The 14,348-nt window shown below is 61.9% G+C and carries 15 protein-coding genes; 4 read left to right on the top strand and 11 right to left on the bottom strand.

The genetic code is table 11. From position 1 onward, the window contains the following. Positions 1 to 5 precede the first annotated feature (5 nt). From BUA36_RS10740 to BUA36_RS10730, 3 genes are all read right to left on the bottom strand, one after another. On the bottom strand, positions 6 to 1,751 hold the full coding sequence (locus tag BUA36_RS10740; RefSeq protein ID WP_072784280.1) for a zinc ribbon domain-containing protein: 1,746 nt from the start codon (positions 1,749 to 1,751) through the stop codon (positions 6 to 8). 119 nt (positions 1,752 to 1,870) lie between these two features. Continuing rightward, positions 1,871 to 2,521 (bottom strand): CoA transferase subunit B, encoded by a 651-nt coding sequence (locus BUA36_RS10735; RefSeq protein WP_072784278.1) that lies wholly within the window; start codon positions 2,519 to 2,521, stop codon positions 1,871 to 1,873. Positions 2,522 to 2,532: 11 nt separating this feature from the next. Beyond that, positions 2,533 to 3,240, bottom strand: coding sequence for a CoA transferase subunit A (locus BUA36_RS10730; RefSeq protein ID WP_072784276.1), 708 nt, complete (start codon positions 3,238 to 3,240; stop codon positions 2,533 to 2,535). A gap of 128 nt (positions 3,241 to 3,368) precedes the next feature. Here BUA36_RS10730 and BUA36_RS10725 point away from each other — a divergent pair, with 128 nt between their 5' ends. After that, a complete protein-coding gene (locus BUA36_RS10725) occupies positions 3,369 to 3,929 on the top strand; it encodes a LuxR C-terminal-related transcriptional regulator (RefSeq protein ID WP_072784274.1) in 561 nt (186 codons plus the stop codon). Between the two features lie 3 nt (positions 3,930 to 3,932). On the opposite strand, the gene BUA36_RS10720 is transcribed toward BUA36_RS10725, so the two are convergent. Continuing rightward, positions 3,933 to 4,709 (bottom strand): SDR family oxidoreductase, encoded by a 777-nt coding sequence (locus BUA36_RS10720; protein WP_072784272.1) that lies wholly within the window; start codon positions 4,707 to 4,709, stop codon positions 3,933 to 3,935. A 181-nt stretch (positions 4,710 to 4,890) separates the two neighbouring features. On the opposite strand from BUA36_RS10720, the gene BUA36_RS10715 reads away from it, so the two are divergent. Continuing rightward, the gene (locus BUA36_RS10715; RefSeq protein WP_208861877.1) at positions 4,891 to 6,567 is read left to right on the top strand and encodes an electron transfer flavoprotein-ubiquinone oxidoreductase; all 1,677 of its coding nucleotides are present in this window, start codon (positions 4,891 to 4,893) and stop codon (positions 6,565 to 6,567) included. On the opposite strand, the gene BUA36_RS30245 is transcribed toward BUA36_RS10715, so the two are convergent. After that, a complete protein-coding gene (locus BUA36_RS30245; protein ID WP_139260471.1) occupies positions 6,552 to 6,797 on the bottom strand; it encodes a hypothetical protein in 246 nt (81 codons plus the stop codon). The genes BUA36_RS10715 and BUA36_RS30245 overlap by 16 nt on opposite strands. Positions 6,798 to 6,844: 47 nt before the next feature. Between BUA36_RS30245 and BUA36_RS10710 the strand changes: the two genes are divergently transcribed. Then, a complete protein-coding gene (locus BUA36_RS10710) occupies positions 6,845 to 7,744 on the top strand; it encodes a flagellin N-terminal helical domain-containing protein (RefSeq protein WP_072784267.1) in 900 nt (299 codons plus the stop codon). Positions 7,745 to 7,857: 113 nt separating this feature from the next. Beyond that, entirely contained in the window at positions 7,858 to 8,829 is a 972-nt protein-coding gene (locus BUA36_RS10705) for a hypothetical protein (RefSeq protein ID WP_072784265.1), read from the top strand. 54 nt (positions 8,830 to 8,883) lie between these two features. Here the strand turns inward: BUA36_RS10705 and BUA36_RS10700 are convergent, their stop codons facing one another. The 6 genes from BUA36_RS10700 to BUA36_RS10675 are packed head-to-tail and all read right to left on the bottom strand — an operon-like array spanning position 8,884 to position 14,346. Further along, positions 8,884 to 10,971 carry a flagellar biosynthesis protein FlhA gene (locus BUA36_RS10700; protein WP_072784263.1) on the bottom strand — a complete coding sequence of 696 codons (2,088 nt, stop codon included), beginning with the start codon at positions 10,969 to 10,971 and terminating at the stop codon, positions 8,884 to 8,886. Then, the gene (locus BUA36_RS10695; RefSeq protein WP_072784261.1) at positions 10,968 to 12,104 is read right to left on the bottom strand and encodes an EscU/YscU/HrcU family type III secretion system export apparatus switch protein; all 1,137 of its coding nucleotides are present in this window, start codon (positions 12,102 to 12,104) and stop codon (positions 10,968 to 10,970) included. The genes BUA36_RS10700 and BUA36_RS10695 overlap by 4 nt, the downstream gene beginning before the upstream one ends. Further along, complete coding sequence (locus tag BUA36_RS10690) at positions 12,097 to 12,891, bottom strand: flagellar biosynthetic protein FliR (protein WP_072784258.1); 795 nt, start codon at positions 12,889 to 12,891, stop codon at positions 12,097 to 12,099. Before BUA36_RS10690 ends, BUA36_RS10695 begins: the two co-directional genes overlap by 8 nt. A 19-nt stretch (positions 12,892 to 12,910) precedes the next feature. After that, complete coding sequence (fliQ, locus tag BUA36_RS10685) at positions 12,911 to 13,183, bottom strand: flagellar biosynthesis protein FliQ (protein ID WP_072784256.1); 273 nt, start codon at positions 13,181 to 13,183, stop codon at positions 12,911 to 12,913. 18 nt (positions 13,184 to 13,201) lie between these two features. Then, positions 13,202 to 13,978 (bottom strand): flagellar type III secretion system pore protein FliP, encoded by a 777-nt coding sequence (fliP, locus tag BUA36_RS10680; protein WP_072784255.1) that lies wholly within the window; start codon positions 13,976 to 13,978, stop codon positions 13,202 to 13,204. Next, positions 13,975 to 14,346 carry a FliM/FliN family flagellar motor switch protein gene (locus BUA36_RS10675; RefSeq protein WP_208861883.1) on the bottom strand — a complete coding sequence of 124 codons (372 nt, stop codon included), beginning with the start codon at positions 14,344 to 14,346 and terminating at the stop codon, positions 13,975 to 13,977. The genes fliP and BUA36_RS10675 overlap by 4 nt, the downstream gene beginning before the upstream one ends. Between the last annotated feature and the right edge of the window lie 2 nt (positions 14,347 to 14,348).

The following is a 14,348-nucleotide window of genomic DNA, read 5'->3' as shown; positions in this document are numbered from 1 at the left end:
GAAATCTAGACGGCGGTGCCGCAGTCGGAGCAAAAGCGCGCATCACGTCCCATGCTGGCGCCGCATTGCTTGCAGGCTGGCAGCGCAGCGATGGCTTCCGCAGGCTGCACCGCCGACAGCCCCGCTGCCTCCGGCGGCACCACGCCGGCCACCACCTTGCCCAGCACGCCAATGCTCTGCGCCCGTTGCAAGTCCTGCTGCGACGTCGGCGCCACAATGGCCGAACGGGTTTCGCCGAAACCCTTGAGCATTTTTGCCAATTCGTCCGCCAGCAAGGGCAAGCCGCGCATGCCCACCATCTGACGCTGGCCATCCTTGCCGAAGATGACGGTGTCAATCTCGGACACCCAGACGCGCACCGTCATCGCCTCGATATTGATGACGCTTTTGCTGCTGTGTAGCTGCGACGTCACCTGATTCCCCACATTCATCTGCGCCGATTCATAGCTGCCGTTGATATCGACCCAGATCAACTCTGAGACGAAGTCAAAGCGGCCCCACAGGCTTTGCGCCGCATGCAGGCAATAGATGGCGACGGCAAACTGGCTCAGCGCAAACGCGGCCGTGCTGGCCACTGGCTCCCCATGCAGGATGTGCTGGCTGACCAGCAGCGCGGCCACCAGGCCAGCCAGGGTAAATATCAGTCCCAGCGCGGTCAGGCAGGTCAGCCAGAAAAACCGCGGGCTGGAAAATGCGTGCCCAAGGCCCTCGGCAACCCGGCTGGTTTGCGGGCGCGGCTGGGTTTCCTCAAACAGCTCTGCCGTGAACTGCCCCTGGCGGCCATCGACCTGCGGCGAATGCCGCGTATAGCGGCGGTTGGGAATATTGCTGTACCAGCGCGTCATCAGGATACGGTCCAGCTCCTCGATGAGCTTGTTCGGATGGGCATTCATGGTCACGGTTTCCGTCACGCGTGCCGCGCCCACCGTCTCCGGCGCCGGATGCAGCTGCTTTTTCAGCGCCAAGCCAAACACCGCGCAGCTGACCAGCGCGCACAGCAAGGCCACGCAGACCACGCTGTTAATCGACACCTCGCCCAATGCAGGCAGCCCCTTGGCCAGCATGCCCAGTATCACCGGCCCAAGCACGGCCACCACCACCAGGACCACCAGGCTGCCCACGCCAAGCTGGGCTTCCTCGGTACGGCCGCGCATCATCGGCCGGATGATCTGCACAAACGCAAACAGGCCATACGCCAGGCCGATCCAGCCAGCGGCCGGGCTCTGGCCAAACGCCACCCAGCAGACCAGGAAGCTGAGGAAGGTCGCCGCCAGCGCCAGGAAGTTATAGAACTGCGTCTGCGCCGACAAGCGCACCTCGCGCGGCGCAAAAATCAGCGCCGGCAGCAAGGAGTACAGCAAGCCATTGAGTGCGCCCTTGGGTTCGGCGTAGGTCAGCGCATTCTGGCGCAGCGTTTCCTTATGTTCCGCCGCCCGCCGGCTGTCGCCATCCGCATCGGGGGCAATCACCGGCGCCAGACTGGCTGGGCGGTTGCGGCCGAAGAAAAAGCGCAGCTGCACAAAAGCCCGGCCCAGAAACGCAAAACCCAGCACCATCAGCACCACGGCGATGCCGATGACTTTCAGCGCTGCCAGGTCCGTGCCCTGTGCAATACGCTCGCGCACCGACACCAGCGTACCGATGCCGCCAATGGTCAGCAGGCCGCCAGCCACCAGCAAGGCAAGGTTTTGCACTTTATAAGGATTGGGAAACTCGAAGAGTTTGTTTTCGGGATTGAATTCGTAGCTCATGAATGATTAACGTTATCTTAAAATCAAAATCAGTCTACTACGAGAAATTACTTCTACGAAATAAAAAATAAAAAAAAACGGCACGCCGCAGCGTGCCGTTCTCATGCGGAGGTCTACACTCAGAGCGCCGAGAAATCCAGTTTGACGCCGGTGGCGGTCTGGATCTGGTCCTTGGTCACGCCTGGCGCCAGTTCCGTCACTTTCAGGCCGGCGTCCGTCACGGCCATCACGCCGAGGTCGGTAATCACCAGGTCCACCACGCCGACGCCGGTCAGCGGCAGGTCGCATTTCGGCAGCAGCTTGTGCGAGGTCGAGCCGTCCTTGGCGGTGGCCACGTGCTCCATGAGCACCACCACTTTCTTGACGCCGGCCACCAGGTCCATCGCGCCGCCCATGCCCTTGACCATTTTGCCCGGGATCATCCAGTTGGCCAAGTCGCCATGTTCGGACACCTGCATCGCCCCCAGGATCGCCAGGTTGATCTTGCCGCCGCGGATCATGCCGAACGAATCGGCCGAGCTGAAATACGCCGCGCCTGGCAGCGCCGTCACGGTCTGCTTGCCGGCGTTGATGAGGTCGGCGTCGATTTCCTGTTCGGTCGGGAAAGGACCGATGCCCAGCAGGCCGTTTTCCGACTGCAGGAACACTTCCATGCCGCTTGGTACATAGTTGGCCACCAGGGTCGGCAGACCGATGCCCAGGTTGACGTAGAAACCGTCCTGCAGTTCCTTGGCCGCGCGCGCAGCCATTTCATCACGAGTCCATGCCATAGTAATCTCCGTTATTCTTGAGTGGCGGCGCGGATGGTGCGCTGCTCGATGCGTTTTTCCGGCGTGGCGTTGACCACAATGCGATGCACGTAAATGCTCGGCAGGTGTACCTGGTCCGGGTCGATGCTGCCGGTTTCTACCAGCTCTTCGACTTCGACGATGCAGACCTTGCCCGCCATGGCGGCGTTCGGATTGAAGTTGCGCGCGGTCTTGCGGAACACCAGGTTGCCAGCGTGGTCGGCCTTCCAGGCCTTGACCAGCGCCACATCGGCCACCAGGCTGCGTTCCATCACATATTGTTCGCCGTCGAATTCACGGATTTCCTTGCCGTCGGCGACGATGGTGCCAACGCCGGTTTTGGTGAAGAAGGCAGGAATGCCGGCGCCGCCGGCGCGCAGTTTTTCTGCCAGCGTGCCTTGCGGCGTGAATTCCAGCTCCAGTTCGCCGGCCAGGTACTGGCGCGCGAATTCCTTGTTCTCGCCCACGTAGGAAGCGATCATCTTCTTGATCTGGCGGGTTTCCAGTAACTGGCCCAGGCCGAAGCCGTCCACGCCGGCGTTGTTGGAGATGGCGGTCAGGCCGGTCACGCCGGAATCACGCAGCGCGCCAATCAGCGCTTCAGGAATCCCGCACAGGCCGAAACCGCCAACCGCGATGGTCTGGCCGTTTTGCACGACGCCGGCCAAAGCGCTGGCCGCGTCCGGAAAGATTTTATTCATGGGTGTCCCTTATGATTTATGTTGCATGAGCCTAGCCAACGTTATTAAATGCGTTAGCGATGCGGCGACTCAGCATAGAATACGCACATCGAAAGTTCAATACCGTAGAAATACCTGCTGCCACCACCATGAGCGTTCAGCCCGTCATCGATTACGAAACCATCTTCCTGCACGCGCCGGTGGGCATGTGCATCTCGGAAAACCGCGTCATCCAGTCCAGCAACGAGGCGCTGGCCAGCATGTTTGGCTACACCCGCGCCCAGCTCGATGGCCTGTCCTTCCGCGCGCTCTACCCCACCATGGACGAATTCCTGCGCACCGGCGACCGCATCATCCCCATCATGAACGCCAAAGGCCGCTACTCGGACGAGCGCATCATGCGCCGCGCCGATGGCGAACTGTTCTGGTGCCATGTGACCGGCCACGCCATGCTGTCGAGCGCGCCGCTGGGTCCCGGCATCTGGACCTTTGAGGATGTCAGCGAAAAACGTCCCGTCACCGCCGAGCTGACTCCGCGCGAACGCGAGATCGCCGCCCTGCTGGTGGAAGGCAAGACCAGCAAAACCATCGCGCGCCAGGTCGACCTGAGCCCGCGCACGGTGGAAATGCACCGCGCCAAACTGATGCGTAAATTCTCCGCCGCCACCTCGTCCGAACTCGTGCACAAGCTGGTCGGCGTACAGCTCTGAGCCTTACATCGCGGTCATGCCGTCGTCCGCCGAGATCACGGCGCCGTTGATGAAGTTGGAATCCTCGCCCGCCAGCAGCAACAGCAGGCCATCCAGGTCTTCCGGCTTGCCGGGCCGTTTGCGCGGCAGCATGGCGATCAGCTTTTGGCCCTGCTCGGAGGCGAAATAGTCTTCATTGATTTCGGTTGAAATATAGCCGGGGCAGATGGCGTTGGTATTGATGCCGTATTTGCCCCACTCCACCGCCATTGCCTTGGTCATCTGCACCACGCCGGCCTTGCTCATGCAATACACGCCGATCTGCGGCAGCACGCGCAGGCCCGCCACCGACGCGATATTGATGATGCGGTGTTTTTTGGTGGGATCGCCCTTGGCGCGCGCAATCATGCGCTTGGCCGTCTCCTGCGCCACGAAAAACGCGCCGCGCAGGTTGGTATCCATCACAAAGTTATAGTCTTCCGGCGTCACGTCGACCAGCCGCTGGGTGGTCGATACGCCCGAGTTGTTGACCAGAATATCGATGGGCCCCGCTTCCGTCTCGGCATGGGCAATCGCCGACTTGATGCTGGCGTAATCGGTCACATCCAGACTGACCACATGGGCGGCGCCGCCATCGGCCTCGATTTCAGCGCGTAATTCCTTCAGGCGTTCGGTGCGGCGCGAGGCCAGCACCACCTGGGCACCTGCCTGAGCCAGCACTTTGGCAAACCGGGCTCCCAGACCGCTGGAGGCGCCGGTGACCAGCGCAATTTTTCCCTCAAAGTTAACTTCTATGCCCACGGGCTGCTCCTAGTGTTGGTGATAATACCTGTCGAAGCATAATCATTACATAAATCGCCAGTATTAGATTGCGGTGTCTAATAATGTCGCGGAAAATGGCGCCACACGCAAACCGGCAACAAAAAACAGAACGTTCGTGCTAAAATTTTTTTATTCACCACAATCACTATAACAACAGACCATGACAGAGCCTCAAAACCTCGTAGAACAGTACGGCCCACGCGATGCGATGGAGTATGACGTCGTGATCGTCGGCGGCGGCCCAGCAGGCTTGTCGGCAGCGATCAAGATCAAACAGCTGGCTGCGGCCAAAGGCCAGGAAGTGTCGGTCGTCGTGCTGGAAAAAGGCGGCGAACTGGGCGCGCACACCGTGTCGGGCGCCGTGATGGACCCGAAGGCTCTGACCGAGCTCATTCCTGACTGGAAAGAAAAAGGCGCACCGCTGAACACCCCGGTCACCGAAGACCGCGTGCTGTTCCTGACCGAAACCGGTTCCTTCAAGACCCCCAACATGCTGCTGCCGAAGTGCTTCGAAAACCACGGCAACTACGTGATTTCGCTGGGCAATGTGGTGCGCTGGCTGGGCCAGCAGGCCGAGGCGCTGGGCGTGGAAATCTTCCCGGGCTTCGCTGCTGCCGAAGTGCTGTACAACGATGACGGCGCCGTCAAAGGCGTGGCCACCGGCAATATGGGCGTCAAGCGCGACGGCGAACCGGGCCCGGAATTCCAGCTGGGCATGGAACTGCACGGCAAATACACGCTGTTTGCCGAAGGCGCACGCGGCCACCTGGGCAAGCAGCTCATGGCCAAGTTCGACCTGAACAAGGGCAAGGACCCGCAATCCTACGGCATCGGCATCAAGGAACTGTGGGAAATCGATCCGGCCAAGCATCAGCCTGGCCTGGTAGTCCACACCACCGGCTGGCCGCTGGACGCCAAGACCTATGGCGGCTCCTTCCTGTATCACCTGGAAAACAACCAGGTCGTGGTCGGCTACGTGGTGGGCCTGAATTATGAAAATCCTTACCTGTCGCCGTACGAGGAATTCCAGCGCTACAAGACCCACCCGGAAATCCGCCACTTCCTGGAAGGCGGCAAGCGCATTTCCTACGGCGCCCGCGCGATTACCGCCGGCGGCCTGCAATCGCTGCCGAAACTGGTGTTCCCGGGCGGCGCGCTGATCGGCTGCGACGCCGGCTTCCTGAACATGAGCCGCATCAAGGGCAGCCACGCCGCGATCAAATCCGGCATGCTGGCCGCGGAATCCGTGTTTGAAGCGCTGGGCGCAGGCCGCCAGGGCGACGAACTGGCCACCTTCCCGGCCGCGTTCGAGCAATCGTGGCTGCACGACGAGCTGCATGTGGCGCGTAACGTCAAGCCATGGCTGAGCAAAGGCCTGTACCTGGGCAGCGTCATGACCGCGATCGACCAGCTGATCCTGCGCGGCAAGGCGCCATGGACGCTGCACCATTCGCACGCCGATCACGAATGCCTGAAGCCGGCGTCGCAGTTCCAGCCGATCAGCTACCCGAAACCGGATGGCAAGCTGACCTTCGACCGCCTGTCGTCCGTGTTTATTTCGAACACCAACCATGCTGAAGACCAGCCGATTCACCTGACGCTGAAGAACCCGAGCGTGCCGGTGGACGTCAATCTGGCCCAGTATGCGGGTCCGGAGGCGCGCTACTGTCCGGCCGGCGTGTACGAATTCGTCAAAACCGACGACGGCGCCGACCGCCTGCAGATCAACGCCCAGAACTGCGTCCACTGCAAGACCTGCGATATCAAGGACCCGACCCAGAATATCGTCTGGATCACGCCGGAAGGCGGCGGCGGCCCGAATTATCCGAATATGTAAAAAAGCAACACTTTGACCACAGCGCGGCCTTCCACCGCGCTGTTTTTCTTTTGGCACACGGTACGAATTCTTGCTCCGGCCCGGCAATCGGCCCATAATCGGCGGATGCAGACAGGGCGCAAGTGGCGGTAAACAGCGGTTTTGGCGCCGCCCTTAAAAAATTTTTCATAAATTTCCTTAAAGCATTTAATGTCCTTCCAGATACGGTCGTCTTGTACTTGGGAGAGCACAATGGATCCGTTGCTCCGAACTGAATCCACCTACCAGGAGTTATTTCATGCTGAGCCTTCACACCAATTCTGCGGCCCTTTCCGCACAGAACTCGATCTCCCGCACCCAGTCGCAGCTGTCGACCTCGCAGACTCGTCTGAGCACCGGCTTCCGTGTCAATTCGGCCATGGACGACGCTGCGGGCCTGCAAATTGCCACCCGTCTGAAATATCAGACCAGCGGCATGACCGTAGCAATGCGCAACACCCAGAACTCGATCTCGATGATGCAAACCGCCGAAGGCGCGCTGGACGAGACCACCAACATTCTGGTGCGTATGAAAGATCTGGCCACCCAATCGGCTGACGGTTCGTCGACCGATTCCGACCGTACCGCAATGCAAGCTGAATACGATGCACTGGGCAAAGAGCTGACCAACATCGTGGCCAACACCTCGTTCGGCGGCACCTCGCTGCTGGGCACCAAAACCGGTTCGAAATTCGGTTCGGGCACCGCCGTGACCTTCCAGATCGGCACCTCGTCGAGCGAGACCATGAGCGTCGACCTGACCACCGAACTGACCGCGATGAACACCTCCGGCCTGACCGGCGCATCGGCCCACTTCGGCGCTGACGGCGTTGACCCAGCTGGCGCCACCACCGCTGGTACCGAAGTTGCCTCCGCGACCGCCGCCAATGCGTCGATCGACAAACTGGCAACCGCCATCGACAACGTGTCGACCGTGCGTTCGGCACTGGGTGCTGTCTCGAACCGTCTGGACCACGTCTACAACAACCTGGCCAACGTGTCGACCAACACCAAGGCCGCGACCGGCCGTATCATGGACACCGACTTCGCCGCTGAATCGTCGAACATGACCTCGGCACAGATGCTGCTGCAAGCTGGCACCGCCATGCTGAAGCAGTCGAACAGCACCTCGTCGCTGGTTATGTCCCTGCTGCAGTAATCGTAGTAATATCCGGATATGTTGGCATAGTTGGCATATCCGGAATACTAAAAGGGCCAACCGGAGCATTTCGGTTGGCTTTTTTTATATCAGCAAAGTAGAAAGCGAGCCTGATGGCCGTAGATCGTATCGGACCTTCATTACGCCCCCTGGGCGTCCCGGACCGGCAGCCCGTGCAGCAGCCAGGCCCGGTTGCGCGCGCCCCCGGCGTCGAAGGACCGCTCGATATCGACTTCCCGGTCGGCCCGCTGCTGCCCGGTGGTCCCAACAGCACCAACGGCCCCAATGCCGTCGGCGCCATCCTCGATGGACCGGAACCCCAGACACTGCCGCCCGGCGGCGCCGAAGCACTGGCTGCAGCGCTGGCCGAAGTGCCCGATGCCGGCGACCCGGCTGCGATGCGTCCCAACCAGGTCTTCCTGTCGCGCCAGATGGTATGGCAGCCGCCCGACACCAACATGATGGCCGCCTCCTGGCAGGTCATGGTCCGCACCTACGGCGAACAGCGTGCTGCCTGGCTCGAGCAAGCCACCGGCCAGCACCTGCCCGCCAGCCTGTTCATGACCGACAACGCCGCCGCCTCGCTGCGCGACGGCCGTCCCGGCCTGCCCCTGGTCACCGAAATGGAACCGTGGCGCTTTGCCGTCTACGCCTGGGGCGCCGAACGGCTGGTGCTGAAAGTGGTGGTCAAGGATGATGAAGAATACGACCGCAACCGCCGGCGCCGCTCACGCGTGGCCTTGCGGCTGGAACTGATGCTGCCCGGCGTCGGCCGCGTCGTGATCCAGATGGAGCCGGCCAGCGGCAATGGCGTGGTGATGGAAGTCGGCGCCGCGCAGACCTCGGCCATGCAGCACATGCGCGACATGCTGCCGCAACTAGCGGCCGTGGTCAGCCGTTCGGGCCTCAGCATCCTGCGCTGCCGCCTGCGTCGCGAACTGCCGGCCTCTTCCGGCGAACACGCCTACCCGAGCCGCCTGCACACGGCAGCGCTGACCCAAGCCCTGTTCCGCGCCATGGCCGAAGTCGCCGTCCTGCTATCGCAACCCACCGTCCCCGACGACCTCTTCTCCGAATCCGCCTGAACTCCCAGGCCGATTCGTCACACCATAAAACACTCCGGGGCGTTAGCGCGGTGGTTAGCCGACGGTGCCGATGATGCTGACTTCGCGGTTTTCCGGGATTTCGTTGTAGGAGAGGACGTGCAGGCCGGGCGCGAACAGGCGCGCGTAACGCGCCAGCAGCGGCCGGATCTGCGGCAGCACCAGCAGCAGCGGCGGCGTCGCCTGCTGCTTCATCTGTTCGCGCGCGACCGGCATGTTCACTTGCAGCTGGGCCAGCAGGTGCGGGTCGATCGGATAGTTGTCCAGCACTACCTTGCCGCTCTGGCGCGCCTGGTTCAACGATCCCAGCAGCATGTTTTCCAGGTCGCCGCCCAGGTTGAAGGCTTGCATCTCGGTCTTCTGGCCGAACAGGCTGGTGACGATCTGGCGCCGCAGCGCACAGCGTACTTCGGCCGCCAGCAGGATCGGGTCTTTGGTGGTTTCCGAGCTGTCCACCAGCGTGGTGGCGATCGGTACGATGTCTCTGAGCGAGACGTTTTCGGCCAGCAGCACGCGGAACACGCGCAGCATCTGGGTATGCGTGAGCGCCTTGTCCAGCGCGGAGGCCAGCTTGGGGGCGATCGCGCTCAGGCGCTCCATCAGCGCCGGCACGTCTTCGTGACGGAACAGCTCGGGCAGGTATTCGCGGATCAGCTTGGACAAATGGGTGGCAATCGCGCTTGGCGCTTCCACCACCTGGTAGCCCAGCCCCAGCGCATTGGCTTTCTCGCTGGTTTCTATCCATGTCACCGGCATGCCGTAAGCCGGCTCGATGCCGGGGATGCCGTCGATCTGGCCGTACACGTTCGGTGACGGAATCGCCATCAGGCGGTCGGCAAACACCTCGGCCTGCGACACCACGCTGCCCGACAGCATCACGGAGTACTGCGAGGGTTTGAGCCCGAGGTCGTCGCGCACCGAAATCGGCGGCAGCAGCAGGCCCATGGATTCGGACAGGCTCTGGCGCACACCTTTGACGCGCTTGGTCAACGGCTCGCCATGCGCCTTATCGATCAGGCCGACCAGCTTGTAGCCGACCGCGATCTGCAGCGGCATCACTGCCGGCAGGCTGTGCCAGTCCAGATCCGGCGCGCGGTCATCGCGCAGCGCGGCCTCGATCGCGTCGAGATTGCTGGTATCGGGCATTTTCACCCGGTTCAGCAGCTTCCAGCCCACATACGCCAGCACCAGCGAGAACGGGCCGAACATCTGCCATGGCATGCCTGGCACCAGCGCCAGTATCATCATCATGCCGGCCGCGCTCAGCATCACCTGCGGCGAGGTCAGCACCTGGCTGCCCACCTGCTGTTCGAAGTCGCCCGAATCGGAGATGCGGGTCACCAGGATCGCGGCCGCTGCCGACAGCAGCAGCGCCGGGATCTGCGCCACCAGGCCGTCACCGATGGTCAGCAGTGCGTACTGTTTGAAGGCGTCGCCAAACGACATGTCCTGCATCAGCGCGCCAATCGCCACGCCGCCGACCATGTTGATGATCAGGATCAGGATCGATGCCACCGCATCGCCGCGCACGAACTTGGAGGCGCCGTCCATGGCGCCGTAGAAGTCGGCTTCCGACGCCACTTCCAGGCGGCGCAGCTGGGCTTTCTCTTGATTGATCAGGCCGGCGTTGAGGTCGGCGTCAATCGCCATCTGCTTGCCGGGCAAGGCGTCCAGCGTGAAGCGCGCCGACACTTCGGAAATCCGCTCCGCCCCCTTGGTCACCACCATGAAGTTAATAATCATCAGGATCACGAACACCACGATACCGACCACGTAGTTACCGCCGATGACGACCTTGCCAAAGGCCTCGATCACCTGACCGGCAGCGGCCGTGCCTTCATGGCCGTGCAGCAGCACCACGCGGGTCGACGCCACGTTCAGCGTCAGCCGCAGCATGGTGGTGGCCAGGATCACGGTCGGGAACACCGAGAAGTCCAGCGGCCGGCGCGCCGACACCGACACCAGAATCACAATCAATGCCAGCACGATATTGAACGTGAACATCACGTCCAGCAGCACCGGCGGCAACGGCAGAATGATCATCGCCAAAATCATCAGCAAGAATGCCGGGGTGGCGAACTTGTGGCGACGCGCCTCCGCGATCAGCGTCTGTAAAAAATTCACTGCTTAACCTCGCTCATGGATGTGGGCACAACAACTTCTTCTGGACGTACCGGCTCGGCGTTACGCCGTCCGGCACGGAATGCTTGCAACTGCAGCACATAGTTCAGCACCTGCGATACGGCCTGGTACAGCTGCACCGGGATCTGCTGGTTGACCTGGCTGGTGTTGTAGATGGCGCGCGCCAGCGGCGGCAGCTCCATCACTTCGATCTTGAATTCCATGGCCAGCTGGCGGATGTACAGCGCCATCTCGTCCAGGCCCTTGGCAATTACATACGGCGCTTCCGCCTTGTCGAGATCGTACTTGAGCGCCACCGCATAGTGCTCCGGGTTGACGATCACCACGTCGGCGCTGGGCACGGTCTTGCGGGCGCTGCGCCGCGCCATGGCGCGCTGCAGCTGGCGGATGCGGTTCTTGACTTCCGGCCGACCCTCGGTCGACTTGTGCTCTTCCTTCAAATCCTGCTTGGACATGCGCTGGTTCTTGGCGAAGAACCAGGCCTGGGCCGGCACGTCGATCAGTGCGAAGATGATGAACACCGCCACCATCGACATCAGGCCGTCCAGCATCAGGTTGGAGCCCATGAACATGGCCTGCCCCATCGGCATGTTCTGCAGCTGCGTGTAATCGTTGACGGACGAGCGCGCCACGTGGATCAGCACGGCAATCAGCACGCCCGCCTTGCCGATCGACACGGCCAGCTCGAACGCGTGCTTGCCGCTGAACAGGCGGCCCAGGTTGGCCATCGGGCTCATGCGCGACAGCTTGGGTTCCCAGTGCTTGGTTGAAACCACCCAGCCGCCCGGCACCATCGCGCCCAGCATGATGAACAGCGGCACCACGAACAGCGGCAGCACCATTTTGATCAGCAGCCACATCGAGCTGCTGAAGACGATCGACATGGTGTTGTCGATCGCGCCCTCGCTGCTGAACGGCGCAAAGCTCTGGTGGAAAATCTCGTTGAACTCCATCAGGTAGCCAGGCAGCAGGTAGACGAACAGCTTGAGGCTGACCAGGATCCCGATCGCAGTCGACAGGTCGCGCGAACGCACCACCTGCCCTTCCTGGCGCGATTTCTTGAGCTTCTGCTGTGAAGCCTTTTCTGTTTTATCGCCAGTGCTGTCGTCAGCCATGGAGCGCCACCTGCATCTGCTGGCGTATCATTTCCAGCACCATATTAGTCATCCGGACATAGTGTTCGGGAATGAAACGCACCACCTGGGCCAGCATCATGAGGCCGAAAATGGTAATCACGGAAAAGCCCAGCGCAAACAGGTTGAGGCTGGGCGCCACGCGGTTCAGGAAGCCAAAGCCCAGCTGCACCACCAGCGTGGAAAACACCACGGGAATCGCCAGCAGCATGGCGGCCGAAAAAATCCAGGCGACGTTGTAGGCCACGGTCTGCAGCAGCAAGGGGCCAAAGCCATGGCCCAGCGGCCAGGCGCGGAAGCTCTGGCCGATCACATTGGCAATCACCAGGTGGCCGTCGATGGCAAAGAAGATGATGATGGCCAGCGTCGACAGCAAGGCCGAGGTCACGTCCGAGGACTGGCCGTTGAGCGGGTCGTTCATGACCGCCATCGACAGGCCCATCTGCGACGACACCATGAAGCCCAGCACGCCGATCACCGACATCGCAAAATGGAATGCCAGCCCCAGCACAAAGCCGATCAGCGCCTGCTCCATGGTGGCCACCACGCCATGCAGCGAAAACGGGTTGATCGCGGCCGGTCCCCAGTCGACGCCGCTGGTGAGCGGCATCATGATGATGGCCAGCACCAGCGCGATCAGGATGCGCACCGTGGTCGGCGTCACCGCCTCGCCCAGCACCGGCGCACCGATGAACATGGCCAGGATGCGGCAGAACGGCCACCACAGGGCGGTCAGCATCGGCAGCAACTGGGCGAAGATGGCTTCCATGAGGCGGGTGCGCGGCGGGCTAGCCGACCAGGGTGGCGGCGCGGGTGAAGATGGACACGCAGAAGTCCATCAGGTAGGTCGCCATCCAGCGCCCCGTCAGGATGATGGCCAGCAGCGTGATGAGCAGCCTGGGCAGGAAGCTCAGGGTCTGCTCATTGATCTGGGTGGCGGCCTGGAACAGCGCCACCAGCAGGCCGGTAATCAGGCCGGGCACGACCAGGATCACCACCAGCAGCATGACGATGTGCAGCGACTCGACCACCAGGTCGACGGCAACTTCAGGAGTCAGCATCGGTCCGCCCTATCCCTATCAATAAGCTTGGATGCTCGTCACGAGCGTATTCACGGTCAGCGTCCAGCCGTCCACCAGCACGAAGAGCAGCAGCTTGAACGGCAGCGAAATCACCAGCGGCGACAGCATCATCATGCCCATCGCCATCAGCACCGACGACACCACCAGGTCGATCACCAGGAACGGGATGAACAGCATGCAGCCGATCTGGAACGCGGTCTTCAGTTCGGACAGCACAAACGCCGCCAGCTTGACGGTGAACGCGTGCTGCGCCGGCTCGGTAATCTTGTCTTCGCCGGCCAGGTGGGCAATCTGCTGCAGCGCCGCCTTGCTGGTCTGCGCCAGCATGAAGCGCGAAATCGGCTTCTCGGCAATCTGCAGCGCGGTGTCCAGGCCGATCTTGTCCTGGTCATACGGCACGAACGCATCGGTCCAGATCTGGTTGCCGATCGGCCGCATCACCAGCAGCGTGAGGATCAGCGCCACGCCGGTAATCACGCGGTTGGGCAAGCCCTGCTGCAGGCCCAGGGCCTGGCGCAGCAAGGACAGCACAATCACAAAACGGGTAAAGCTGGTCATCATCATGACCATCACCGGGAGCAAGCCCAGCAAGGTCATGACGATCAGGATCTGCATCTTGACCGTCAGTTCGGTCTTGGCGCCCGGCACCACGTTGGCCAGCAGGTCCACTGCCTGGGCCATGCCCGGCATGCACGCCAGGCCCAGCAAGACAACAGCGGCTGGCGCCAGCGCTGCAAGACGGCGCCGCCACTGCAGGTTCACGCTCCAGGTCATGGAGCCATCATGTCGAGATTCAGGCCATCCAGGTCGATCACTTTGAGGCCGTAGTTTTCGCCTGCCACCACCACTTCGGCGCGCCCGATGGCGGTGCCATTGACCTTGATGACCAGCGGTTCGCCGGCCAGCACATCGAGCTCCACCACGCTGTCCGGACCAATATTCATCAGGTCCTGCAGCGAGATACGGGCCGACCCCACTTCCAGCGTCAGCGTCACCGGGATCTTGCGCATCATGGCTGGCAGGTCGCGGCGCGGCGCCGAGGCCGGAATATCGGTCAGCTCGGTGCCGGGCTGATCGATGATCATTTCTTCCGACAGGTCTTCCAGCAGGGCGTCGCTAGGATTGGCTACGTTCATGTTCATCA

Origin of the sequence: Duganella sacchari, assembly GCF_900143065.1 — a bacterium.
GTDB classification, from domain to species: domain Bacteria; phylum Pseudomonadota; class Gammaproteobacteria; order Burkholderiales; family Burkholderiaceae_D; genus Rugamonas; species Rugamonas sacchari.
This window is presented reverse-complemented; position numbering and strand designations above follow the sequence as displayed.

Excerpts from the sequence above, each read along its gene's own strand:
- BUA36_RS10740 (WP_072784280.1), bottom strand. The coding sequence starts at position 1,751 with ATGAGCTACGAATTCAATCCCGAAAACAAACTCTTCGAGTTTCCCAAT.
- BUA36_RS10735 (WP_072784278.1), bottom strand. The coding sequence starts at position 2,521 with ATGGCATGGACTCGTGATGAAATGGCTGCGCGCGCGGCCAAGGAACTG.
- BUA36_RS10730 (WP_072784276.1), bottom strand. The coding sequence starts at position 3,240 with ATGAATAAAATCTTTCCGGACGCGGCCAGCGCTTTGGCCGGCGTCGTG.
- BUA36_RS10725 (WP_072784274.1), top strand. The coding sequence starts at position 3,369 with ATGAGCGTTCAGCCCGTCATCGATTACGAAACCATCTTCCTGCACGCG.
- BUA36_RS10715 (WP_208861877.1), top strand. The coding sequence starts at position 4,891 with ATGACAGAGCCTCAAAACCTCGTAGAACAGTACGGCCCACGCGATGCG.
- BUA36_RS10710 (WP_072784267.1), top strand. The coding sequence starts at position 6,845 with ATGCTGAGCCTTCACACCAATTCTGCGGCCCTTTCCGCACAGAACTCG.
- BUA36_RS10705 (WP_072784265.1), top strand. The coding sequence starts at position 7,858 with ATGGCCGTAGATCGTATCGGACCTTCATTACGCCCCCTGGGCGTCCCG.
- BUA36_RS10695 (WP_072784261.1), bottom strand. The coding sequence starts at position 12,104 with ATGGCTGACGACAGCACTGGCGATAAAACAGAAAAGGCTTCACAGCAG.
- BUA36_RS10690 (WP_072784258.1), bottom strand. The coding sequence starts at position 12,891 with ATGGAAGCCATCTTCGCCCAGTTGCTGCCGATGCTGACCGCCCTGTGG.
- fliQ (WP_072784256.1), bottom strand. The coding sequence starts at position 13,183 with ATGCTGACTCCTGAAGTTGCCGTCGACCTGGTGGTCGAGTCGCTGCAC.
- fliP (WP_072784255.1), bottom strand. The coding sequence starts at position 13,978 with ATGACCTGGAGCGTGAACCTGCAGTGGCGGCGCCGTCTTGCAGCGCTG.
- BUA36_RS10675 (WP_208861883.1), bottom strand. The coding sequence starts at position 14,346 with ATGAACATGAACGTAGCCAATCCTAGCGACGCCCTGCTGGAAGACCTG.